General features: G+C 29.6%; 19 protein-coding genes and 1 pseudogene. 15 read left to right on the forward strand and 5 right to left on the reverse strand.

Going from position 1 to position 25355, the window contains the following annotated elements; translation table 11 throughout:
* Positions 1–340: 340 nt before the first annotated feature.
* Together T483_RS0126105 and T483_RS0126110 are read left to right on the forward strand one after the other, a co-directional pair.
* Entirely contained in the window at positions 341–1228 is an 888-nt protein-coding gene (locus tag T483_RS0126105) for a bifunctional helix-turn-helix transcriptional regulator/GNAT family N-acetyltransferase (RefSeq protein ID WP_026889485.1), read from the forward strand.
* Between the two features lie 334 nt (positions 1229–1562).
* Entirely contained in the window at positions 1563–2348 is a 786-nt protein-coding gene (locus tag T483_RS0126110) for a phage replisome organizer N-terminal domain-containing protein (RefSeq protein WP_026889486.1), read from the forward strand.
* 108 nt (positions 2349–2456) lie between these two features.
* Here the strand turns inward: T483_RS0126110 and T483_RS0126115 are convergent, their stop codons facing one another.
* Positions 2457–3329, reverse strand: coding sequence for a LysR family transcriptional regulator (locus tag T483_RS0126115; protein WP_026889487.1), 873 nt, complete (start codon positions 3327–3329; stop codon positions 2457–2459).
* A 184-nt stretch (positions 3330–3513) separates the two neighbouring features.
* On the opposite strand from T483_RS0126115, the gene T483_RS0126120 reads away from it, so the two are divergent.
* From T483_RS0126120 to T483_RS0126135, 4 genes are all read left to right on the forward strand, one after another.
* Positions 3514–4965 (forward strand): DHA2 family efflux MFS transporter permease subunit, encoded by a 1452-nt coding sequence (locus T483_RS0126120; RefSeq protein WP_026889488.1) that lies wholly within the window; start codon positions 3514–3516, stop codon positions 4963–4965.
* Positions 4966–5118: 153 nt separating this feature from the next.
* Complete coding sequence (locus T483_RS0126125; RefSeq protein ID WP_026889489.1) at positions 5119–5703, forward strand: nitroreductase family protein; 585 nt, start codon at positions 5119–5121, stop codon at positions 5701–5703.
* Between the two features lie 265 nt (positions 5704–5968).
* Entirely contained in the window at positions 5969–6745 is a 777-nt protein-coding gene (locus T483_RS0126130) for a class I SAM-dependent methyltransferase (protein WP_026889490.1), read from the forward strand.
* A 294-nt stretch (positions 6746–7039) separates the two neighbouring features.
* On the forward strand, positions 7040–8521 hold the full coding sequence (locus tag T483_RS0126135) for an aldehyde dehydrogenase family protein (protein ID WP_026889491.1): 1482 nt from the start codon (positions 7040–7042) through the stop codon (positions 8519–8521).
* A gap of 184 nt (positions 8522–8705) precedes the next feature.
* Here T483_RS0126135 and T483_RS0126140 read toward each other — a convergent pair whose 3' ends face one another.
* On the reverse strand, positions 8706–10172 hold the full coding sequence (locus T483_RS0126140; protein WP_026889492.1) for a DUF4317 domain-containing protein: 1467 nt from the start codon (positions 10170–10172) through the stop codon (positions 8706–8708).
* Positions 10173–10623: 451 nt separating this feature from the next.
* Here T483_RS0126140 and T483_RS0126145 point away from each other — a divergent pair, with 451 nt between their 5' ends.
* The 7 genes from T483_RS0126145 to T483_RS0126175 all read left to right on the forward strand — a co-directional run bounded on the left by T483_RS0126145 (position 10624) and on the right by T483_RS0126175 (position 19775).
* A complete protein-coding gene (locus T483_RS0126145; protein ID WP_026889493.1) occupies positions 10624–11649 on the forward strand; it encodes a LacI family DNA-binding transcriptional regulator in 1026 nt (341 codons plus the stop codon).
* A 377-nt stretch (positions 11650–12026) separates the two neighbouring features.
* Complete coding sequence (locus T483_RS0126150) at positions 12027–13277, forward strand: ABC transporter substrate-binding protein (protein ID WP_026889494.1); 1251 nt, start codon at positions 12027–12029, stop codon at positions 13275–13277.
* A 173-nt stretch (positions 13278–13450) separates the two neighbouring features.
* Positions 13451–14314, forward strand: coding sequence for a carbohydrate ABC transporter permease (locus T483_RS0126155; RefSeq protein WP_026889495.1), 864 nt, complete (start codon positions 13451–13453; stop codon positions 14312–14314).
* Positions 14311–15135: a carbohydrate ABC transporter permease gene (locus T483_RS0126160; RefSeq protein WP_026889496.1), complete on the forward strand. Its 825-nt coding sequence runs from the start codon at positions 14311–14313 to the stop codon at positions 15133–15135. Before T483_RS0126155 ends, T483_RS0126160 begins: the two co-directional genes overlap by 4 nt.
* Positions 15136–15190: 55 nt before the next feature.
* A complete protein-coding gene (locus tag T483_RS0126165) occupies positions 15191–16831 on the forward strand; it encodes a glycoside hydrolase family 13 protein (protein ID WP_026889497.1) in 1641 nt (546 codons plus the stop codon).
* A gap of 446 nt (positions 16832–17277) precedes the next feature.
* The gene (locus T483_RS0126170; RefSeq protein WP_026889498.1) at positions 17278–18618 is read left to right on the forward strand and encodes a hypothetical protein; all 1341 of its coding nucleotides are present in this window, start codon (positions 17278–17280) and stop codon (positions 18616–18618) included.
* A gap of 122 nt (positions 18619–18740) precedes the next feature.
* Positions 18741–19775 (forward strand): U32 family peptidase, encoded by a 1035-nt coding sequence (locus tag T483_RS0126175; RefSeq protein WP_026889499.1) that lies wholly within the window; start codon positions 18741–18743, stop codon positions 19773–19775.
* 141 nt (positions 19776–19916) lie between these two features.
* Here T483_RS0126175 and T483_RS0126180 read toward each other — a convergent pair whose 3' ends face one another.
* A complete protein-coding gene (locus tag T483_RS0126180; protein WP_026889500.1) occupies positions 19917–21134 on the reverse strand; it encodes an MFS transporter in 1218 nt (405 codons plus the stop codon).
* Positions 21135–21259: 125 nt separating this feature from the next.
* A complete protein-coding gene (locus T483_RS0126185; RefSeq protein ID WP_026889501.1) occupies positions 21260–21895 on the reverse strand; it encodes a flavodoxin family protein in 636 nt (211 codons plus the stop codon).
* Positions 21896–22275: 380 nt separating this feature from the next.
* On the opposite strand from T483_RS0126185, the gene T483_RS0126190 reads away from it, so the two are divergent.
* Entirely contained in the window at positions 22276–22854 is a 579-nt protein-coding gene (locus T483_RS0126190; protein WP_026889502.1) for a TetR/AcrR family transcriptional regulator, read from the forward strand.
* A 242-nt stretch (positions 22855–23096) separates the two neighbouring features.
* On the opposite strand, the pseudogene T483_RS29845 reads toward T483_RS0126190, so the two are convergent.
* Positions 23097–24302: pseudogene (locus T483_RS29845) on the reverse strand (IS256 family transposase).
* 224 nt (positions 24303–24526) lie between these two features.
* Here T483_RS29845 and T483_RS0126200 point away from each other — a divergent pair.
* On the forward strand, positions 24527–25355 hold an 829-nt coding region (locus tag T483_RS0126200; protein WP_035790613.1), incomplete at its 3' end, for a transposase.

Genomic DNA, 25355 nt, shown 5'->3' on the forward strand with positions numbered 1-25355 from the left:
TTAGAGGTTATGCTTAATCTTCAACATAGAACCCATGAAAATCTAAAATTGATATGCTCCTTTTATAATAGACAGTTAAAATAATGAAACTGTTTCTATAAAGGGAATATATCCAATTAGAATTTTCATGGGTTCTTTTTTTATAGGAGTGTTAAAAAGAAATATAAATATAAGATTATGTGTTTATGATAAGCGTTGAAAAATGATGAATTATACTCCTTTTTATTCTGTATTATTTATAAATATAAACCAAATTTCAAACTCATTTATAAAGTTAACTTGTAACAAAAACGAAAATGAGATATAATTGTTGATAATATCAATTAATTTGGGGGCGAATATGAGGAATGAAGAAATAATTAGAAAAGAGATAAGATTAATTGTAAGAGAATTAGGATTACTTAATCACAATTGCTTAAATTCTGAATTGACACTAGCTCAAGCTCATATATTAAATTACATAAAACAAAATGGAAAAACTCCTTTTAATGAATTACTAATAAATTTAGGTATTGATAAAGCCTCACTAAGTAGGATACTTAATAATCTAGAGGATAAAAATTATTTGGAACTAAAGAAATCTGAAGCTGATAAAAGAATGAAAGATATTTGTATTCTTCCATCAGGTATTGATGCCATAAATAATGGAGATTATGAAGCAAATAAATTTATCAATGAAATTTTAAATTTAGGAGATAGCGAGGACACAGAAAATATTGTAGGAGCATTTAGAGTATTTAGAGTTCTTGCATTAAAAAACAATCTTAAAAAGAATGATTCTAGAATATTAATAGAAAGAATTTCTGAGAATTATATGGAAGAAGCAATTAAATTAGCAACAGAAGTATTTACTAATGAGCAAAGCATTCCAGAAGAATTGGTTCCGGTGAGTGAGTATTTAAAACCAATTTGGTGGTGTGCAAGAGTCGGAGAAGATATCATTGGAGTGGTATCAGCCTGGAAAGAAAAAGATAAATGGCATTGGGGAAGATTTGCTGTTGATAAAAGATTAAGAGGCATAGGAATTGGTCAAAAGCTTGCCATAGCTTCATTAAAAGAAATTTTTAATTCTTATACTGACGAAATTTATATCGAAGCAAGAGATGCAACTCTAAATATGTTAATGAAATTTGAATGCAAAGTAATTGGAGATGTAGAAGATTTTTATGGGGAACCTGTAACTCCAATAATATTAAGTAAAAGTAATTTTATTAAGAGATGTAAATAGAGTACAAGTACAATATTAATGCCAAATTCAATTAAATATAATACCACTTATATATTTAAGCATAAATAATTCATTGGCGAAATTTTATAAAACTATATAATTAAAACCATTATACAGGTAACTGTCTTTGGAGGGCGTAGTGAACTTTAGAGTATATAAATTGTCCTTCATCATAACCCCCACGAAAATCTAACATTTTGATTTTCGTGGGTTGTTTTAGTTTATAGAAAGTTTTAGAAAAAAATTTATAAATATTCTGTTATTTTATGAATTGGGACATATATCTTAATTGAAAAGAATAGAAAAATAAAAATTTTTAGGAGGAGCAATTAAGATGAAAGAGAGAAGATATGTAAGATTTAGAGTTGATATGTATGAGGATACAAAGTTTAAAATAATAGATAGAATGCCAGAAAGAGATGTTATTTATTATATCTGGACCAGAATTGTAATTTTAGCTGGGAGAGTTAATCTAGATGGTAATTTATATATGTCAAAAAGCATTCCATATACATTAAAGACTTTAGCTATAGAATTTAATAGAGATGAAAGTCAAGTGAAATTGGCATTAGATACATTTAAGGACTTAGAAATGGTTGAAGTTACCGAAGAAAATGTTTATAAAGTAAAGAATTTTGCAAAGCATCAAAATATTAAAGTAAAAACAAAGGATATTGATGAGAATAAAGAAAAAATAAAACCAAAAGAGAGTGATTTAAAAAGTGAAGAGACTAAAATTGTTGGGAAGACTTATGATCAAAATCATGATAGTGAAGAAAAAGAAATTGGTAATAAAATTAGTGAAAAACAGCAGCAAAAAGATAACAATATGTGTAATATGGAGAATGTCATTGATACTAAGAATAATATAGAAATTGAAAATACAGGAATAAGGGATAGTAAAAACATAATAGGTACAGGAAAAATTACTGGCGGACTGATGGATAATATCCCTATACTTTTAGGAATGAATAAAAATAAGAAGTCAAAGAAAAATATAAAGAAAAATACGGATATTGAAGTTACTGATGAGGAAGAAGATGATGAATTTGGTTTTTATGAAGGAGATAGAAAGCCTTTATGTAAAGGCGAAAGTGTATTTAGTGAGTGGTCGTTTTAGATCCGAAAGAACAATATAATTTGATATTAGATTTATAGGTCAAGGAGTAGTTTTAACTATTCCCCACGAAAGTCTAATTTTTCATGGGGATTTTATTTACCTAACATTTTAAATTCTTTTATATGGCGTATTTAGTTCGATCATTTCAATGAATTTTGAAAGAGATGTAGTCATTAAGGAATCCTTTCGCCGTATAAAAAATGTTTTTGTAGTATTGTATTTATCAGGAACCGAGAATGATTTTAGTAGGCCATTTTCTTCATAATCTTTAATGGTGGATTTCGGTATAAAAGATGCACCAAGATCAGCAATAACACCCTCAATAATAGAATTTGAATTATTAAATTCCATATATCTAATATTATAAACCCCTTTAGATTTAAGCCAGTTTTCAAGTTGAATTCTATTAGGACATCCAGTTGTACTCATCAAAAATGGCTTGGAATATAGATCTTCTATATTAGTATATTTAGGATTTGATATTAGCACTAAGGTTTCTTCAACTACAAGTTCACTTAAGATATTCTCATCACTAAAGGAATGGGCTTTGACAAAAGCACCATCTAACTGGAAGTGCTTTATCTTATAAATAAGTTCATCTGATTGACTTGTTATAAGGGACAGATCAACTTTTGGATAAGCTTTATGATATTGCGCTAAGAGTTCAGGAAGACGTATGGAAGACACTGTGTGAACAGCACCAATTGATAAGCTTCCAGAAGGATCACAACAATCATTTAAGGCTTTATCAGCTTCGTCTAGTAAGTAAATGATTTTTTCAGCATAAGCTAACAATTTCTCGCCTGTAGGAGTTAAAATCATGCCTCGCTGTCTATAAAAAAGTTGTGTATTTAAATCAGATTCTAATTGCTGAATTCTAGCTGTGACATTAGATTGAACATAGCCTAAAGCTTTTGCTGCCTTTGTTATGCTGCCTGCTTGAGCAACAGCTCTGAAAATTCTTAATTCGTTACTTTCCATTTTATCACCCCAATATATAAATCACAAAAAGTGAATCTTAGTATCTAATATAATCATTTTACATGATGTGTTATCTCCTGTAAACTATATGTAGAAAACAAAATTAAATGGCTTCGATGGGATGAACTATATAAGGTTTTATTTGCAGTCGAAAATTTATTCCATTTATAGATAAGGAGATTATATGACAAATTTTAAATCACACAAATGGAGCATCTTACTTGTTGTTACATTAGTTTCATTTATTACAAATTTGGATTCTACTATTGTAATAATAGGTTTGCCTAATATGATGGAAGGATTAAATATTTCAGTAACTACTGGATTGTGGATAATTACTGGTTACATTATTGCAAGTACAGTTTTAATATTACCTGCTGGAAAATGGGCAGATACAGTTGGAACAAAGCGTATTTTCATGTTGGGACTTATAATTTTTGCAGTCGGTACAATACTTTGTGGAATTGCAAACTCCGGATTGGCTTTAAATTTATATAGGTTAATTCAAGGAGGTGGAGCAGCATTAGCTATGGCAACTGCAACTCCAACTATAATCAAGACTTTTCCTAGTAGTGAACTTGGATTAGCTTTGAGTATTAATGCTACTTCATGGGTTATTGGAGCAATAATTGGACCAGTAGCTGGTGGTGTTTTAATTAGCAGCTTTGGTTGGAGATCAATATTCTTTATTACAGTACCTTTTGTACTTCTTTGCATAATTGGAGCATTTTTAGTAATGGAAGAGACCAAACCTAATATTAATCAAAAAAATGACTGGATTGGGATATTAACATTTAGTTTAGGTCTAATATTAACGATGATAGTACTTTCAGAAGGACAATCATTAGGATGGGTATCATATAAAACTTTAGGAGTATGTATAGTTACAATTCTATTATGGGTTGCATTTATAATCACAGAATCACGCGTAGAAAATCCATTATTTAATTTCAAGCTGCTCTTGTACAGAAATTATTCAATTGGACTTGTAATTACATTATTTTATTGTATTGCATATTTTTCATTACCTTTATTGTTGAGTATATATTTGCAAAGTGCATTACATTTGAGTCCTACTATGTCGGGGCTATTGATGATTTCACTATCTGTACCGCAGCTTATATTGGGTCCGTTTGCAGGTAAACTTGTAGATAATATCGGATCATTAAAGACTCTTACATTTGGAATTGTATTTCTTATTATAGGAATATTCTTTCTTGGAAATCTTGGGGGAGAGCTATCAGTTAAAGCTATAGTTACACCACTAATATTATTATCAATAGCAAATGGCTTAGCTTGGCCGTCGTTAGCGAAAACTGTATTGTCAGCAGTGCCTAAAGAACAATCTGGTTCAGCATCAGGGATGCATTATACTATAATGAATGTTGGTAAAGCATTAAGTCAGACATTGGCAATATTAACAATAGAAGTTATTATACCTGCGGATGTAGTCTCTAAGGCAATTATAGGTTTGGGAAGCTTTGCTAATGTAAATATAAGTGGGAATTTAGTTAAGTCTATAGATTCAAGTTTCAGATTTTTTACAATTTTCTTTGTAGTTGCACTAGGGTTAAGTTTATTTCTTTTATATTCTAAAAGAGGAGAGAATATTAAAGAAAGAGTTGATATGGCATAGGTTATGGCAAGTTATTTATTAATTTATATCTTTAGATATCATTAAATAGGCAAAGAAAAGTGATTGCAAGGTTTTAATAACTTTTCTAATATCCAAGATTAGCATTTTATTTGAATTAGACTTAGAATATAATTATTAAAAGGGAGGATTAATATGGAAAATGTAATTGAAAATATAAAATCAAGAAGAAGTATAAGAAAATACAAAGAGGAACAAATAAAAGATGAGGAACTATTTACAATTTTAGATTCAGCAAAACATGCACCAAGTGGAGGTAACTCTCAAACATGGCAATTTACTGTAGTTCAAAATAAAGAAATTCTTCTAGAGTTAAATGGATATATTAAAGAAGCTTTTGAAAAGCTTGAAGTTGATGAAAATACCTATAAAAGTAAAAAAGCAGGTAAAGTTGCATCGAAGAAAGATAACTACAATTTTTATTACAATGCTCCAACCTTAATTATAGTATCGAATGAGTCTAACTATAGTAATGCAATGGCAGATAGTGCTTGTGCTATAGAAAATATGCTTTTAACCGCAAATTACTTGGAACTTGGAGCATGTTGGATAAATCAATTAACATGGTTTGACAATGATGAAAATGTAAGAAAGTTACTTACACGCTTAGGAATTTCAGAAAAACATAAGGTTTGTGGTTCTATTTGTATTGGTTATATAGATGGTGTTAAGCCAGATAAAAAAATACTGAAGGAAAATATAGTGACAATTATAAGATGATAGGGAATAATATTTATATCAACTTATAAAATATTATTTTTCTAATAGTTGTGTATTTGTAAAGATAGTATTTATATTTCATGATAAACCCGTAAGAATCTGGGAATTAGGTTCTTGGGGGCATTTTTATTTATAGATGTTTAAAGAATAAATCTATATTTTTAATAGTTGCAATATATAGTATAATAGTTGTTAGAAATCAGGAAAGAAATTAATATTTATATTTAATAATTTCTAATAAATGATAGGTGAGGAACGTAAAGAGATGACAATGGAATTAGAGAAATACTATAATAAATTTTGTGAAGATAAAAGATTAACTAGAAAATATGCACAAGTTGAGTTTTTAACTTCTATGAAATATATTCATGAGTATCTAGAAAAGAATAATGGTTCCAAAATTTTAGATGTTGGTGCTGGAACAGGAAGATACTCTGTGGAGCTAGCAAACGATGGGTATGATGTTACAGCAATTGAGCTTGTAAAGCATAATCTAGGTATTTTAAAATCAAAAGGAAGTTCAGTAAAAGCATATCAAGGGACAGCATTAGATTTATCAAGATTTGAAGAAAATACATTTGATATGACATTGGTATTTGGACCGATGTATCACTTATACAATTTTCAGGATAAAGCAAAAGCCTTACAAGAGGCGAAGAGAGTAACAAAAATTGGAGGAGTTATCTTAGTAGCTTATTGCATGAATGAGTATAGCGTAATAACATATGGTTTTAAGGAAAATAATATTCGTGCGTCTATTGAAAATGGAAAGCTTACTGATGATTTTCATGTTATATCTGAACCAAAAGATTTATATGATTATGTAAGGATTGAAGATATCAATAAGTTAAATGAAGAAGTAAGACTAAAAAGGATAAAATTAATTTCAGCAGATGGACCAGCGAATTATATGAGATCTGTTTTGAATGCTATGGATGAAGAGACATTTAAGCTTTTTATTAATTATCATTTTTCTACATGTGAAAGGCCAGATTTACTTGGAGCAAGTGCACATACGTTAGATATTTTAATAAAGGAATAGGGAAAGAAAGTAAGAGAGCTAAATTTTAATTATTAGTAAGGAATAAATATAGCACCTTTTTCAAATATGAAAGGTATAATATAAAATAAATTCTTAACAAAGTTTTTGTTTTATATTATACTTTTTTGTTTTTAAATAAAAAATTTTTATAGGAATACCTTACAATTGCAATATTTACCAATACAATATAGATAATTATTATTGTTAAATAATTATTTTATATTGAATACAATTAATTTAATGCTATAATAAAGTTATAAAGGATCGATTATATAAAGGAAAAAGGTGTTTATTATGAATATTAAATTAGAAAATAGATATAGATTATTTATTAATGGAGAATGGAGAGACGCTTCAGATGGAGCTACAATAAAGACTTATAATCCAGCTAATGGGGAACTTTTAGCTGAGATTTCAGATGCTACAGAAAAGGATGTAGATGATGCTGTTAATTCTGCAAGACAAGCCTTTGCTACATGGAGCAAAACTACTGTTGTAGAAAGAGCAAATATATTAAATAAAATTGCTGATATTATTGAAGAAAACGCAGAATACTTAGCTACAGTAGAAACTTTAGATAATGGAAAACCAATTAGAGAAACAACAGGAGCAGATATTCCATTAGCAGCAGATCATTTTAGATATTTTGCAGGTGTTATTCGTGCTGATGAAGGTTCTGCAACAATGATAGATGAAAATACTTTAAATTTAATATTAAGTGAGCCAATTGGTGTTGTAGGGCAAATAGTCCCTTGGAATTTTCCATTCCTAATGGCGGCTTGGAAGTTAGCTCCAGTGTTGGCTGCAGGAGATGTTTCAGTATTTAAGCCATCAAGCACTACTTCATTGAGTGTATTAGAGCTTATGAAACTAATACAAAATATTGTTCCTAATGGTGTAATTAACGTTATTACAGGAAAAGGATCAAAGAGCGGTGAATATTTGCAAAATCATGAAGGACTTGATAAATTAGCATTTACAGGCTCTACAGAAGTTGGAAGACAAATTGGACTTGCTGCGGCTAAACGTATTATTCCTGCAACTTTAGAGCTTGGAGGAAAATCAGCTAATATTTTCTTTAGTGATGCAAATATGAACATTGCATTAGAAGGTATTCAATTGGGAATTTTATTTAACCAAGGACAAGTTTGTTCTGCAGGTTCTAGAATATTTGTACAAGAAGATTTTTATGATGAATTTATGGAAAAAGCAATTGCTGCTTTTGAAAAAGTTAAAGTTGGAAACCCATTAGATCCTAGTACTCAAATGGGAGCACAAGTTAGTGAAGCTCAACTTAAGAAAATTCTTAAATATATAGAAATAGGGAAACAAGAAGGAGCAAAAGTAGCTACAGGAGGGGAAAGATTCATTGAGGGTGATGCTAAGAATGGATACTTTATGAAACCTACTTTACTTACAAATGCCACTAATGATATGAGAGTAGCTAGAGAAGAAATATTTGGGCCAGTTGGAGTTGTAATTAAATTTAAGACTGAAGAAGAAGTCATTGCTATGGCAAATGACAGTGAGTATGGTTTAGGTGGTGGAGTATTTACTACTAACTTAAATCGTGCCATAAGAGTTGCTAAAGGAATAAGGACTGGACGTATATGGGTTAATACTTATAATACTTTTCCAGCAGGTGCAACATTTGGTGGATATAAAGAATCTGGTATAGGTAGGGAAACTCACAAGGTTATATTAGAAGCTTATACTCAAAAGAAAAATATTATAATTAATTTATCAGAAACTCCTGGCGGAATGTATATAAAGTAAGGAATGCTAAATTTATATATATTAAAATAAAGCCTCTACATTTTAGTGTTAGTTAAGTGCATGATTTCCTAGAATTTTAAATGTAAATTCATTATTGAAGTATATATAGACTATAATAGCCATAAAGGTCCTTAATCAGGATCTTTATGGCTATTTAAATGAGAAAGGTATTCTTCATAGATAATTAAAGTAAGGCATTAACACCATTTACTTTAGCTTGTTCATCATCATCTATTGGAATTATAATACATTTCTTTCCGTCTATTATTTGCGATTTTATTTGAGAGACTTTTTGAGGTTTTACGTGAAGTACAATATCATAGTTTGGAGTAGTACTAACCTCAGGTTCTATTTCAGAGTCTGTAGTATTATTTGTTTCAGACTCTGATTCAGAATCAAAACTTTCCTCTAAATTAGAGTCAGCCTCTACTTCTAAGGCGGCATCAGATTCTGTCTTTAAAGCAGAATTAGACTCTAGCTCTAAGTTTATTCTGGTATCTGCATCTAAGATCTTATTCAAAGCTGATTCAGTTTCTGATTCTAAAGCAGCTTCTTTCTCTGAATCTAGCAGAGCATCTGATTTTGTTTTCTCAAGTCTTTCTTCTAGTATGCGTACTTTTTTTTCGAGTTTTTCTTCTTTTTTTCTTTGTTCATTTGCTGCAAGTGCTTTTTTATCAATTAAATTCTCTGCTACAGGTGGAGTATCTCCGAATACTTCTGTATATGATTTTTCAATTTTTGCCGTGATTTCTTCAGGGATTCCACTTTCGATTAGAATATCTTGAATATTATCATTACTCAAAACTATAGGTTCAGCATTTTTGCCGTTAACAGTAGTATGATCATCTACTATAGTATTAAGAGTTTCTTGAATTTCCATAAAGAAATGATCTGATTTGTCATCATCACTTCCAACAGCTTTACGAATAATATTTTGGAATGTTTCCTTTTGCTCAGTAGCTGTTTGCTTTGAACTACAACCTAAAGCTTCTTCCATAAATTCTGGATGTGGATCTTTTGCATCTTTTGTGTAATACATAATGGAATGAATATCAGTACTACGATCTATAAATGCTGGAAATACAAATCCAAGATCTGGAGGGCCAACTACCCAATCTCTAATACGGGCTCCAATTCGATTTTCATCTTCAAGATATCCAAGAGCTGGTTTTGAAAGTGATACTGGACAGACTGCACATAATATATATTCATAGACCTCTTCGGATTCATCTAATTTGGAGTTATCAGTAGTTTTTGTCATAACATCATAAGCATCGTGAAAAACGAGTATTAGAAAGTTACCTGTATATTCATAACTATTTATAATTAATTTATAAAAGCTATCAAGTAGAGAATCATCTTTTAATTTACTTTTTTTTAGCTGCATTAAGGAAAGCTGTCTACCACCTATACCTTCTTCATCAAGAGGAAAGTTCAGTTCAAGAATGTTATTTCCAACTGTTCCAGATAGTGTTTTCTTGGCAATTTCTAAATATTTAAAGAATTCTTCCTCTCTTAGATTTAAAAAAGTTTCTTTAAATTTTAGTACAATATTTTTTTGACCATCTACATAACAGCCACACATTTTAGTAAATGTACAGTCATCTTTTTTTAAACGTCTTTTTAATTCTAATATATCTTTTTTGTTCATAAATCTCCCTCTCATTTCACCGAGTTTTTATTAGATACATGAAATAACATGTCCAAATTTGCCGTGGATATTTTATACTTGGACTCTAAAAGAGTCTCTTTAGAAACTCGTAATTTCTTATAGATGTTGTATTTTAAGAGTTTGGAATCTATATATAAAATAGACTGGCTATTGACTGCTATTTTGAATACGCTTTAGCACATGCCAAAGAATACTTCACATAATATAGTATAGTGTTGAATGGATAGCTCTGCAAGATATTAAATGAAGTTTATAACCATATTTTGTAAAGGGACAAAGTTTATATTAACGTAAACGTATAATATAATTACAGCTAATTTAATATAGAAATTAAAAATATCAAAAAAAATTATACGAGGGTATAGACAATTAAATGCAATTATGATAAGATTTAATTACTTAAACGTTTACTGAAAAAGAGGAATATTTTATGAATAGTAAGATTAAAAGACCCACAATTAAAGATGTAGCCAAAAAATCTAATGTTTCTGTTGCTACAGTTTCTAGAATAATAAATAACCTAGATGGTTACTCAGAAGAAACTAGAAAAAAGGTAATTGAAGTTATGGATGAACTCGGTTATCAAAGAAATGCCATTGCAAGAAATCTCAAAGTTAGAGAAACACGAACTATTGGGGTGTTACGTCCCAAAATAAGCACTACATATTATGTAGAAATTTTAAATGGAATAGAAGACTTTGCACAACGCAATAATTATAGCGTTATCATTTGTAATGGTGGAGATAAGTGGGAGAGAATCTCAGAATATCTTCAGGTGTTATCTGAAAGACAGGTAGATGGCTTGATTATTTGCAGTATACCTCCAGATGATACTTTATGCAAAAGAATAATAGATTCACATATTCCAACAGTTCTTGTTTCAGGATTATCGTATAAGTATTCGTTGCCTTATGTTAAGGTAGATGATTATCAAGCTGCTTATTCAGCAACATCATATTTAATTGAAAATGGCCATAAAGAAATAGCAATTATATCTGGACCGACTGAAGATCCTGTAGCGGGAGTGCCACGTTTAAATGGATTTTTGCAAGCATTGAGAGATAATAATATACCTATAAAGAAAAATCTTATTAAAGAAAAAGGTTTTAGCTTTATAGATGGAGTCGAAGGAATGAATGAACTTCTAAAGACAGGTGAGAAATTTACAGCAGTTTTTGCAGTATCTGATGATTGTGCTGTTGGAGCATTATCAGTAGCACATAAGAATGGTTTAAAAGTACCAGATGACATATCTATAATAGGTTATGATAACACAAACATAGCTGAGATGTCATATCCACCTTTAACAACAGTAGCACAACCTTTATATGATATGGGGAAAAAGTCTGTTGAAATGTTAATAAAAAGAATTTCCTACAACGAAAAAGTTGAAAGTATAATAATGCCATTTGAAATTGTAGAAAGAGAAACAGTGAAAAAAATTAAAGATATATAAGTTGTATTAATAAATTTTTATTTAAAGTTCTAGTATGCTAAGTGCTTAACTGTGGCTGAAATTTAGAAAATTAATAGTAATATATAAATTATTATAAGAATATAAGATATTCAATGATTATTTATAAAACGATATGAAGCTATATTACAAGTTTTTATATACAATTCTAAGTTCTAAACTTTGTAATATAATTTCATATAAGATTTGCAGAAAGTTATTACGTAAATTTTTATAGTTTACGTAAACGATTAAGTATTAATGAGTAAAAAAAGATATTAAAATATGCTTTTTAGCGTTAATATACCTAAAAAGTATAGTTAATATAATATTAAATCTACGTAATCGTATACTGAAATTAGAAAGTAGGGGGAAGAGAAATGAATAAAAAATTAAAATTACTAATGTCAATTACTATTAGTGCAGTAATTGGAACTTCATTATTAGCAGGATGTGGTTCTAAGGGAGGTAGCACAGAAAATGGAAAAGTAAAATTGGAGTTATTTTCAACTAAGGCAGAAAACAAAACAATATTACAATCATTAGCAAATGAATTCCAAGAGAAAAATACTAATATTGAAATTTCAATTAATTCACCTGCAAATGCTGGTACTGTTTTAAAGACAAGACTTGCGAAAAATGATATGCCTGATTTGGTAGCTTTAGGTGCAGATGTAAACTATGGTGCGCTAGTAGATGCAAATGCTCTTGTTGATCTTACTAATGATAGCATCATTGAAAATATACAAAAACCATATTTAGATATGCTTCATGGAATAGCAAGTAATGATGACGGGAAAATATATGGAGTTCCATATGCTACTAATGCTGATGGCGTTCTGTACAATAAAGATATATTTTCAAAGCTGGGATTACAAATTCCAAAAACCTGGGATGAATTTATGGCAGCATCGAAAAAAATCAAAGATGCAGGTCAATTACCTCTTTATTTGACACTTAAAGACGCATGGACTGGAATGTGTTTCTGGAATGTTATAGCTAGTGATTTAGAGCCTAGCAATTTCTTAGCTGACAAAAAAGCAGGAAAAACAACTTTTGAAGCTACACATGGAGAAATAGTGGACAGGATGGAGACTATAGGAACTCTTGGGCAAGAAGATATTTTAGGAGTATCATACAATGATGGTAATGCAGCCTTTGCACAAGGTAAATCAGCAATGTATTTACAAGGTAACTGGGCTATTAGTGAAATAAAAAAAGCAAATCCTAATATTAATATAGGCATGTTCCCATTACCTGCAAGTAACGATCCATCTAAAAATAATATAGTATCGGGCATAGATGTATTATTTGGAATAACAAGTAAGTCAAAACATTCTGATGAAGCAAAAAAATTCATAGAATTTATGACTGAAAAGGAGAATGCTCAAAAATATATAAAAGATCAATTCGCATTTTCTGCAGTTAAAGATGTTACACAAGATGATCAAAGTGTAACAGATGTACAAGAAAGCTTTAAAAATGGAAAGATTGGTGTTTTCCCTGATCACTACTATCCAAGCTCATTTGATGCAGCAAGTTTAGTTCAAGGATTCTATAGTAAAAAAGATAAGGCAGAATTCTTAAAACAACTTGATACTGAATACGATAAAGCCAATAGCAAACAATAAATAGAGAAAATAAAAGGCATGAGGATGTCCTAAAAGATAGTTAAGGATGCGATATTTACTGATAAGCATGAAAAATAATGTCTCTATGAAAATAGACTGATTTTAGGACAACCTATGCTATATGCTAATAATATTTATTTGTCAAATGAAAAAATAATAGGGGGCTGAAGGTTTTGAAAAAGAAAAAAGCTTTTTATATTATGACTATACCAGCAGTTTTGTTATTCTTTATATTTCATACATTATCTCTTTTAGAAGGTGTATTTTATAGTTTTACTAATTCAAAAGGATATGGTGATTGGAGTTTTGTTGGATTAAAAAACTATATTGCGGTATTTCAAGATATCAATGTTATGCATGCGTATATTTTTACTTTCAAATTTGCAATTATAACTACAATTATAGTAAACATATTAAGTCTTTTAATTGCTGTAGGTTTAAACTCAAAAATCAAATTTCAAAATACTTTAAAGTCAATATATTTTATTCCTAATATATTAGGAACTTTAATAGTAGCATTTATATTCAATTTTGTATTTGCTCATGTTATACCAAACATTGGAGAGACTATGAACATTTCTATGCTCAGTAAAAACATCTTAGGTGATGAAAAGCTTGCATGGCTTGGAATAGTGTTCGTGGCAGCATGGCAATCCATAGCCTTTAATACAATTATATATTTATCTGGACTTCAGACAATTGATACTGATGTTTACGAAGCATGCGATATTGATGGCGCTGGTTCATGGCAAAGATTTAAAAGTATAACATTTCCATTAATAGCACCATTTTTTACAATTAACATGGTCTTATGTATGAAAGGATTTTTAATGGTATTTGATCAGGTTGTAGCTATGACAGGAGGAGGACCTGGAACTGTTACTCAATCAATATCTTATGTAATTTATAACGGAGGATTTAACCAAGGAAGTTTTGCATATCAATCTGCAAATGCTGTTATTTACTTCATCGTGATTGTAGCAATATCATTATTTCAGCTTAGAGTCCTTGAAAAGAGGGAGGAAAAAGTATTATGAGGAGAAACAAAACCAATTGGGTAGTAACTACGCTTATGATAGCAGGAGCTTTGGTGGCTATAATATTTCCATTGTATCTTACAATATTAATAGCTGTAAAATCTCCACAAGATATGGTACCAAGTGCTTTATCATTTCCGAAGTCATTGCGTTTTGAAAATTTTACTGAAGCCATTGAAATGACAAATTTCTTTGATGCTCTAAAAAATAGTTTAACAATAACAATTTCAGTATTAATTCTTACAATACTTTCAAATTCTTTAGTTTCATATGCAATAGCTAGAAATAGAAAGAAAAAGTTTTTTAATGCATTGTACTATTACTTTTTGAGTGCTATGTTTGTACCATTTCCAATAATTATGCTGCCTCTTGTAAAACAAGTAAATATGTTAAATATGGATAATATAATTGGAATAATATGTTTATATGTTGTATTTGGGTTACCTTTTAACATATTTTTATATTCAGGTTATATTAAATCAATTCCGGCTTCACTTGAAGAAGCAGCAACAATAGATGGTGCATCTACATTTCAAGTATTTTGGAGAATAATTTTCCCTTTATTAAAGCCTATCAATGCTACGGTTGCAATTACTACTTGTTTGTGGACATGGAATGATTTTATGTTGCCACTTATTATTTTAGGTAAGCCAGAGATGGCTACATTGCCTTTAGTTCAATACGTATTCCAATCTCAATTTACTACAAATTATAATCTGGCTTTCGCATCATACTTACTAGCATTATTGCCAATGTTTATAGTATATATCTTTGCGCAAAAATGGATAAGAAATGGGATTGTCACTGGAGCAGTTAAGTAATAAAAGATATATTTAAACGAAATAAAATAAGTAATATTAAAAAGGAGAATAAGTCATGGAGAAAAAATGGTGGAAAGAAAGTGTAGTTTATCAAATATATCCGAGGAGTTTTAATGATTCTAATGGAGATGGAATTGGGGACTTAAGAGGAATTATAGAGAAGTTAGATTATTTGAAAGAATTGGGGATAGATGTAATATGGTTATCTCCAGTATATAAATCACCAAACGATGATAATGGGTATGATATAAGCGATTATGAAGATGTAATGGATGAATTTGGAACAATGGAAGATATGGATGATCTTATTAAGGAAGGCAATAAAAGAGGAATAAAAATTCTTATGGATCTAGTTGTTAACCATACTTCTGATGAACATAAATGGTTTATCGAAGCCAAGAAATCAAAAGATAATCCTTATAGAGATTATTATATATGGAGGGATCCGGTAAATGGAGAAGAACCAAATGATTTAAGATCAACATTTAGTGGTAGTGCATGGCAATATGATGAAACTACAGGGCAGTATTACTTGCACTTATTTAGTAAAAGGCAGCCAGATTTGAACTGGGAAAATGAAGAAGTACGTAATAGAATTTATAAAATGATGAACTTTTGGATTGATAAAGGTATTGGTGGATTTAGGATGGACGTTATTGACCTTATAGGGAAGATTCCTGATGAAAAAATCACAGCTAATGGTCCAAAACTTCATGAATATATTAGAGAAATGAATAAGAAAACATTTGGAGGCAAGGATTTGTTAACAGTTGGAGAGACTTGGGGATGCACTACAGAAATAGCCAAGAAATATTCAAATCCAGATGATAGTGAACTTAGCATGATATTTCAATTTGAGCACATTTTATTAGATCAACAACCAGGTAAAGAAAAATGGGATTTAAAGCCGTTAGAATTATTAGATTTAAAGAGAGCATTATCTAGATGGCAAGTAGAGCTAGAAGGCACAGGCTGGAATAGTTTATTCTGGAACAATCATGATGTACCAAGAATAGTCTCAAGGTGGGGAAATGATAAAGAATATAGGGTAGAAAGTGCGAAAATGCTTGCTACATTATTACATGGAATGAAGGGGACTCCATATATATATCAAGGCGAAGAGCTTGGCATGACAAATGTAAGATTTGAAGAGTTAGAGGATTATAAGGACATAGAAACTCTAAATATGTATAATGAAAGAAAAAAACAAGGTTATACTCATGGGGAGATAATGCTATCTATATATACAAAAGGCAGAGATAATGCACGTACTCCAATGCAATGGGATGATAGCGAAAATGCAGGATTTACAAATGGAGAGCCTTGGATAAAAGTAAATCCTAATTACAAAGAAATAAATGCTAAATCACAATTAAAGGATAAAAACTCTATATTTAATTATTATAAAGAATTAATAAAAATAAGAAAATCGAATTCAGTGGTTATGCATGGAAAATATGAATTGATTTTAGAAGAAAACAAAGAAGTATTTGCATATATAAGAACTTTAGAAAATGAAATGTTACTAGTTATATGCAACTTTACAGGAAATGAGACAAAATTTGTACTTGAAAGAAAAATTGAATTTAAATCTAAAGAACTTTTAATTTCAAATTACAGTGTTAATGAAAATGATTCGATTGATAGTATAGAACTTAAGCCATATGAATCTAGAATTTATAAGTTTAGTTTATAGATAAGCAACATTAAACTTGAAGTTATGGGATAATCCACCGAAAGTAGAAACATTGTTATTTGGCGGGACTATGAAAATTTCGCTGAAATTACTAAAGTGCAGTTTGTAAATCTATAGAGTGTATAGCTATAAAATTTCAAAAGTTGATTTAAATTAAAACTAGATATGTACCCCTGGGCTAATTAAATAGCCCAGGGGCTCTTGTTTGCATTGAAATAATCACAATTATGGTACTATTAAAAATATAATTTTAATAGTATATATTCCAATAATAGACCTACATTTAGTATTCTATCAGGCTAAGTGCTCAATTAAGGTTAGAATGTAAAAAGCTAATTTCAAAATCTCTAGATATAGTTAAATTGATGAATTAAGTGGGATCAGATAAAATAAGGTATATGAAGTGTTTTTAAAGATATATATGAAAAAGTTTAGGAGGTATCATTTTGGAAAAAGAAGAAGTTGAATTATTGCCAGCAGGACTCATAACATGTTTATTAGATGACAAAGAAGTACGTATAATAAAAATATCTCCTGAAAAATTAACAGTGCGTGTGGCTGACGAAATAGAAAAGATAAGCAGTATAAAAGTTGCATTTCATAAGTTTGATGAAAACAGATATGAAGAGGTGATAATACAAGATTATAATATAATAGAAAAAAGAAAAGAAGATTTTAGTTTAACATATATTTTCAGCATTGAATCACAAAAATATTTACATAATGTAAGAAGTGCTTTTAAAAAGTATTCAAATTATATTATGTTAAAAGCTTTTGGTGATGGCAATGAATTTTCAAAGGAAATGGTTAATTATCCGGAAAAGCTAGATGAGGAGTTTCACAAGGATTATTTAGAGCAGAAAGAAGAGTGGCTGTTAGGATTAAATTATGCGGATTGGGATGATGATATCGTCGATTCATTGGAGATAGCTATTTCTTTAGATAATGATATATTATATAAAAAGTTTATGAATAGTGATATCCAAACATTTAAGATGGATTACTTAAATGAAAATTTTATAGGCAGTCATGAGCTATTTAAGAAAGATATCAACAGGATTTATATTGGAAATGAATTTTGTCATAACTTATTTCCAGAAATAAAATTGTTAAAAGGTATGATAAAGAAAGCCAAAGAAGAGAGCCTTGAGATAACACTATGTTTTACATATATGAGAGAGTGTTATATAGAAAAAACAAAAGATATAATAGAGGCAGTATATAATTGGTGTAATGAAAATAATACTAAGATAGAAATTGTTATAAATGATTTTGGAATGATAAAATTACTTAAAGATAAGATAGATATTTTCAAGCTGTCACTAGGTATTTTATTAAATAAGAGAAAAAAAGATCCAAGATATATTTACAAAAAAGGATACTTAGAAAATAAAGATCTTATAGCAACAAACAGTCTTAATGGCTCAATTTTTACGAAGTTTTTGAAAGAATGTAAAATAGAACGATATGAATATGAAAATTGCGGTTATAAAATTTCTATTGCAGATGGACACCATAGTATTCATATTCCTTTTTATCAAACAAATACATCTCAATATTGTCCACTATATGCAATGTGTACAACCATGGATAGAGGAAATCAGAAGCTTGTTACCGACTGTCCAAAGTATTGTAGGGATTATGTATTTTCTTATCCAAAGCATTTAAGAATGGTTGGAAGATATAATTCACTATTTGCTTTTGATGATACTCTACTTAACAGTCCAAAAGAATTAGAGTATTACATAAATAGGGGAATCGATAGAATTGTTTTAAATTTTCTATAGATATCGAAATATGAGCTTATACTTATGTGGTGCTTTATAATCCAGGACAGAAGTTTAACGGTTATAGGTAACCATTTCACATGTGCACATATAAGGTCTATCGATACAAGGAGGAAAATATAATGAAGATAGTAGCGGGAATGGGATGTATTGATGATTATATAAAATTAGTGAAGGCTGGAGCAGATGAAGTATTTTGCGGATATGTTCCTTACGAATGGAATAAAAAATATGGTAGTTTATTTCCTTTAAATAGGAGAGAAGCACTTTATTATAATATTCAAATAGGATCATTAGAGGATATGAAAATACTAAAGAAAATGTTTGATTTTTATAAGGTGCCAGTAAATATAACTTTTAATTATTTATATTATGTTGAAGAACAATATGAAATGATAGCTAACATAATAAAAGATTTGATAAATATTGGTTTTAATAATTTTATAGTAGCTGATATTGCGCTTATATTATATTTAAAGGAAAGGAATATAAAGTGCTCAATACATTTAAGTGGAGAATGTGCTGAATTAAACCGTCTCTCTATAGAATTTTTCAACAAACTAAATATATCACGTTACATATTTCATAGGAAAAATACAATTGAAGATATGAAATCATGCATAAGAAGTAACGAAGTAAAAAATCTCGAATATGAAGCATTTATTTTAAATGAAAGATGTCATTATACTGGCGCTTTTTGCAGCTCCCTACATTGTGATGAAATGATACATTTGTGTAAAGTTCCATATGAACTATTAAGAATAGATAAAAATGAGAGTAGTTTTTGCGAAGTTGATAAGAGAATGGAGTCTTATTACAAAGACATAGATGACAAGGATAAGGAAGAATTCTGTATAGAAAATCAATCTGATCCAGAAAATGAATATGGAAGTGAAGGCGAAGACGCAATGGAAGTTTCATATTTTATTGGAGAAACTGGATGTGGATTATGTTCGTTAAAAAAGTTAAAGAAAGCTGGCATTACTCATTTAAAGGTAGTCGGAAGAGGAAATTCTATTGAGAATATGGAAAAAGATATAATAAGCCTAAAAAAGGCCATAGCTATATTAGATAATACTGAAATAAGTGAAACTTATGAAGAATATATAAAAAATAAGTTACTTAATGGCAAATGCAGCGGACAATGTTATTATTAAAAAGTAGGACTCACCATATAAAGGGGAGTCCTTTTTATAAGTTATCATATAATTTTAATTTATATATTATTCCAGGCTTATTTCTCAGGTGAATAAAAAGAAAATTCTAATTAATAAAATTTAAATATGCAAAATAGAACGTTATGCTTTTTTGCTAATCTTGTGTATAATAAGCGCAAGGATTTGAGTTATTATACCAAAAGTACATACTCCATACCATCCAAAGTGAGAATAGCTATAGGAACCTAAAAACGATCCAAACGCCCCCCCAAGAAAAAAGCTAACCATATAAATAGTATTAAGTCTATTACGTGTTTCTTCATTTAAAGAATGTACTCTTGCCTGATTAGAGACATTACAAGATTGTACTCCTAAATCTAGAAGAATTACTCCTAAGACTAATCCCCAAATTTTGAATCCAAATAGGAAAAATGATAAATAGGAAACTATAACCACGACTATACATATGCCTATAGCAAATCTTGAACCTCTTTTATCAGCTACTTTTCCAACCAGTGGAGCAGCAAGAGCACCGCTAACACCTACTAATCCAAGTAAACCAGCTGCTTCGGCTCCCATATTGTAATGAGAACTTTCAAGTAAAAATATAAGGGATGTCCAAAAGGCGCTGAAAGCGGAAAACATTAATGCACCATTAATAGAAGATTCTCTTAAGATTGGTTCTGTTTTTATTAAGTGTATCATTGATTTTAATAACTCAGAATATTTAATGTCAGAAATAGGGTTGCATAATGGTATCAATTTTCTAAGAATAAGCATGAGAGCAAACATCATAATTGCTGCGATAAGATAAACTGTCCTCCAGCCAAGGTAGCTTCCTAAGATGCCACTAACTGTACGAGAAAGTAATATTCCAATTAATAAACCGCTCATTATTGTACCAATAGTTTGTCCTCTTTGTTGTGGATTTGAGAGCTGTGCTGCTAAAGGGATAATAAGTTGAGGGATTATAGAAGTAAATCCAACAGCAAAAGAAGAGATTGTGAGAATATATATATTTGAAGAGAAGAACATGCTCATAAGTGAAATTATTGAACATAAGAGCACTATTACTATTAGATTTCTCTTTTCTTTTATATCTCCTAAAGGCAATATAAATATCATTCCAATTGCATAGCCTATTTGTGTGAGCATAGCTGCAAAGCCTATGCTTAATTGATCGACATGAAAAGTTTTTGCTATATCACCTAAAAGTGGTTGAATGTAATATAAATTTGCGACAGTAAGTCCACAAGCTATTGACATAACTAAGATTAGTACTTTAGTTAATATAGTTTTAGTATTAATAGTATCTATTGATGAATTTGTTGTTGTTACAGTATTATTTGATTGATACATTTATAAATCACTTCCTTAAAATTATATAATACATATAATTGAGCAAAAGTCCTAATTTACAAGTAATAAAAATTTCTCATAAATATCAATGCTACAATTATATGAAGGCCAGATTAAATAAGAGTTTATCGAATAAAATTAGTAAAAATCTTTTCTTCTCTTTCAGGAGTTTTTATAACTCCTTGACAATTTTCGATAAGCTTCATAAGCCAAGCCATGTTTTTGCCTAGGACTCTCATAATTTGTTTTCCTTCTTCATCTTGCATTACTTCACCTGGTACTCTTCCGTTAATGACATTCCAATAGTTTGAAGTAGGAATAATCATTTCAGAATGATTAATGTAATTGTTCAATTGATCGAAGGTTGGAATTCCTCCTGCACGTCTTACTGCAACTACTGCAATGCCTACTTTAAGTCTTAACATACTATCAGTAGCTTCGGCCACACGAAAAGATCTATCTAAAAATGATTTCATTGTTCCAGCAATTGCTGAATAGTGTACTGGTGACCCTAAGATTATTCCATCAGCATCCTTCATTTTTTTAATCCACTCGTTAACGGGATCGGAAGCAATGGCACATTTTCCATTTTTATTTTTTGTGCAATATCCGCAAGCAATACAACCTCTTATAGACTTGTTCCCTACATGAATTATTTCTGTTTCTATTCCTTCCTTTTCTAGTTCATCAGTAACCAATTTTATTCCGTGGTAAGTATTACCTTCTTTATTTGGACTTCCGTTAAATGCTATAACTTTCATTTATTTTTCCTCCTCATATACATATATTTGATAAAATTTATTAATTACTTTGTTTTAAATAAAATAGTAATAGGTATTATTCCCGCCATATATCTTAAAAATTCTAATAAAATAATAATAACGTGCTTGATAAAACTGAACGTTTAGTTTATAAATATATATTATACTAAACGTTCAGTATTGTAAATAGTTTTTTGAAAAAATAAGAATTTTATTTTTAAGTTTATTAAAAATACATAAGAGGGATAATATGAGTAACAATGAATTCAAATGTTTAAAAGATATAATTTAGAATTGATAAGTATAATATATATAGTATAATAGACGTATAGTTTACTAAGTATGGTGCTATAAGTTAATTACAATGGAGGTAACTACATATGGAGAAAAAGTTAGGACGTCCTCGTAGCGAGAAAACTAAAAACGCAATTCTTTCCGCTGCCTATGATTTATTGCTTGAAAATGGCTTTGGAGCTGTTACAATTGAAAAGATTGCTGAGAAAGCTGGAGTTAGTAAAGCTACTATTTATAAATGGTGGTCTAATAAAGCAGCTGTTGTTATGGATGCTTTTTTTGATGTTGCTGTTGTGAGACTTCCTGTTCCAGATACAGGGTCAACTATGAATGATATAATAATTCAAGTAAGTAATTTAGCAAATTTTTTGACTAGTCGTGAGGGGAAGGTAATTAATGAGATAATAGCAGAAGGACAATTTGATCCAAAGTTAGCTGAAACATATCGAGCAGTATATTTTAAACCTCGTAGACTTGATTCAAGGCATATTCTAGAACGTGGTATTTCAAGGGGAGAACTGAAAGAGGATTTGGATATAGAATTAGTTATGGATTTAGTTTTTGGTCCATTATTTTATAGATTATTGATAACAGGTGATATAGTAGATGAGAATTTTATAAGGAATATGGTTACTTGCGCCTTTAATGACATAACTAGATGTTAATGTTGATTGTAATTCAATTAAGAAAATTCTGATGACATAAAAATTATTGATATATATTGGGTGGAGATATTGCACCTGTTACTAAAGCTATAGAAATAAAAAATATAGATTTTCTTTAGAGTTCGTTTTAATTTCTTTAGAATAAATCTAATAAATTAACTTTAATTTAAAAATTTCTAGAAAGTAGAGGCTGTAAATATTTTTGTGTATTCTGATTTTCTTCTTAGAAATAATCGATAACTTTAATATATAAATACAATATCAAGCTGATTAATAACTAGATCCCAATCCGGATAATTCCTGGTCCATTTCTTGGCTACGCGTTCAACGGCTAAATAGAGCATCTTTAATAAGCTATCATCATTAGGAAATATTAATTTAGTTTTTGTTACCTTTCTGAATTGGCTATTTAGGCTTTCTATAACATTAGTAGTATATATTATCCTTCTTATGTTATCCGGGAATGCAAAGAATGTACTTAAATTATCCCAATTATCTTCCCAACTCTTAACTGCATTTGGATATTTACTAGACCATTTTTCTTTTAGCGATAGCAAATTTTCTATAGCTACTTCTTCATTAACAGCTTTGTTTATTCCTTTTAAATCTGCTACAAAAAGCTTTCTATCCTTATGCGGAATATATTTCATACTAGATCTTATCTGATGTATTATACACCTTTGTATTTTAGAAAACGGAAATGTAGCTCCGATAGCTTCTTTGAAGCCTTTAAGCCCGTCAACGCAGAATGTAAGTACATTTTGAACACCTCTATTTTTAAGATCATTTAACACAGATAACCAAAATTTACTGCTTTCATTGGCACCAATCCATATTCCTAAAACTTCTTTTTCACCATCTAAATTAACACCTATTACAACATAAGCAGCTTTAACTATAATTTGTTTATCCTCTCTTACTTTGTAATGTATAGCATCCATAAATATGAATGAATAAGTCCTTTCTAATGGCCTATTTTGCCATTCCAAAACTAACGGTAATATCCTATTTGTTATATTAGATACAGTTTCAGCACTAATATCAACTCCATATAGCTCTTTTATTTGTTCTGAGATATCTCTAGTTGTCATTCCGGTGCTATAAAGTCCTAGTATTTTATCTTAAATCCCATTAATTGATTTTTGATATTTGGGTACTATCTTAGATTCAAATTCACAGTTTCGATCTTTGGGTATATTGACCTGTACAGGTTCGAGCTCTGTTTTAACAGTCTTCTGTGAATACCCATTATGACTATTATTTAGTAGTAGTTTTTTCTATGCCATCATATTTCCCATAGCCTAATACTTCATCCATTTCTAATTCTAAAGCTTCTTGTAAAATATCTTTTTTAAACTATTTAGTATATCATTTGCATTAATGAAATTCTGCTCCTTTATATATTCCTTTAATAATTCATTCGAAATGTTTCCTGTAAAAGTAAATATTTCTTGTAATAAATTGTCATATAAATTATTGCCAAGAAGGAGTTTCTATTATTCATTTTATACAAAATTTTTTACAGAACTTTTTAAAAATACAGGAACTTAAATTACTCAATCTATACTAGGTTGTTGAATAAATAGAATTTGTAAAAACAAATAAGTCATTCCTTTGTGATATAATAATTTCGCGAAAAACCTAAATATATCACATAAGGAATGACTCAAATATGATTATATCATCAAATATTAAAAGTGAAAATGACCATTATAAAATTTTTGAAGCTGTTAAAATTGCATTTGCTAGACTAAATTCGAATATCAAAAGTACTAAATGGCGACCACGTAAGTATTCAGACGAACAAATAGTTGCATGTATATTATATGGCGTTAAAAGTAGTATTTTCAGTTTAAGAGAGCTTGTATATCGTATAAAGCAAGACCGTGTGTTTCAGTCTATAATTCAACTTGATCAAGTGCCAGATTATTCTACATTCTCATTAAGAACTAAAATTTTAGAGAAGCATATATATTATGGTATTTATGCTATGTTTGTTGAACTTATAAATCCTGAAACTAGACTGTGTGCAATACATGGAACTGCTTTAAGAAGTTCAAAATACGATAGCGAAGCTAAATCCGGCAAGGGTAACCGCCTTGGATACTATAAAGGTTATAAATTACACTGTATTGTAGCAGTTAGTGATATTATAATTCCCTTAGTTTTTGATTTAACAACAGCTAATGTTTATGACAATCAAGTCTCAGATTTACTATATGAAGCTAAAATTTATAATCCATTTTTAATACTTGCAGATGCAGCATATGATTCAGTAGAATGGTTTGAAATTGCTTCTAGCTTAGAATTTAATTTGTTAACTGATATAAATATGCGTAAGGCTAAAAGTATTGAGTCATTTACTGATAAACGATATGAAAATGCTTTGTTTATTCAATCTCCTATAGGATCCCAATTATATAAAAACAGATTGAAAATAGAGCAATTATTCTCTGTATTAAAGGGATTATATAACTTAGAAAACCCAAGACTTTATGGGC

Origin of the sequence: Clostridium beijerinckii HUN142, from assembly GCF_000621745.1 — a bacterium.
Classification (GTDB): domain Bacteria; phylum Bacillota; class Clostridia; order Clostridiales; family Clostridiaceae; genus Clostridium; species Clostridium beijerinckii_A.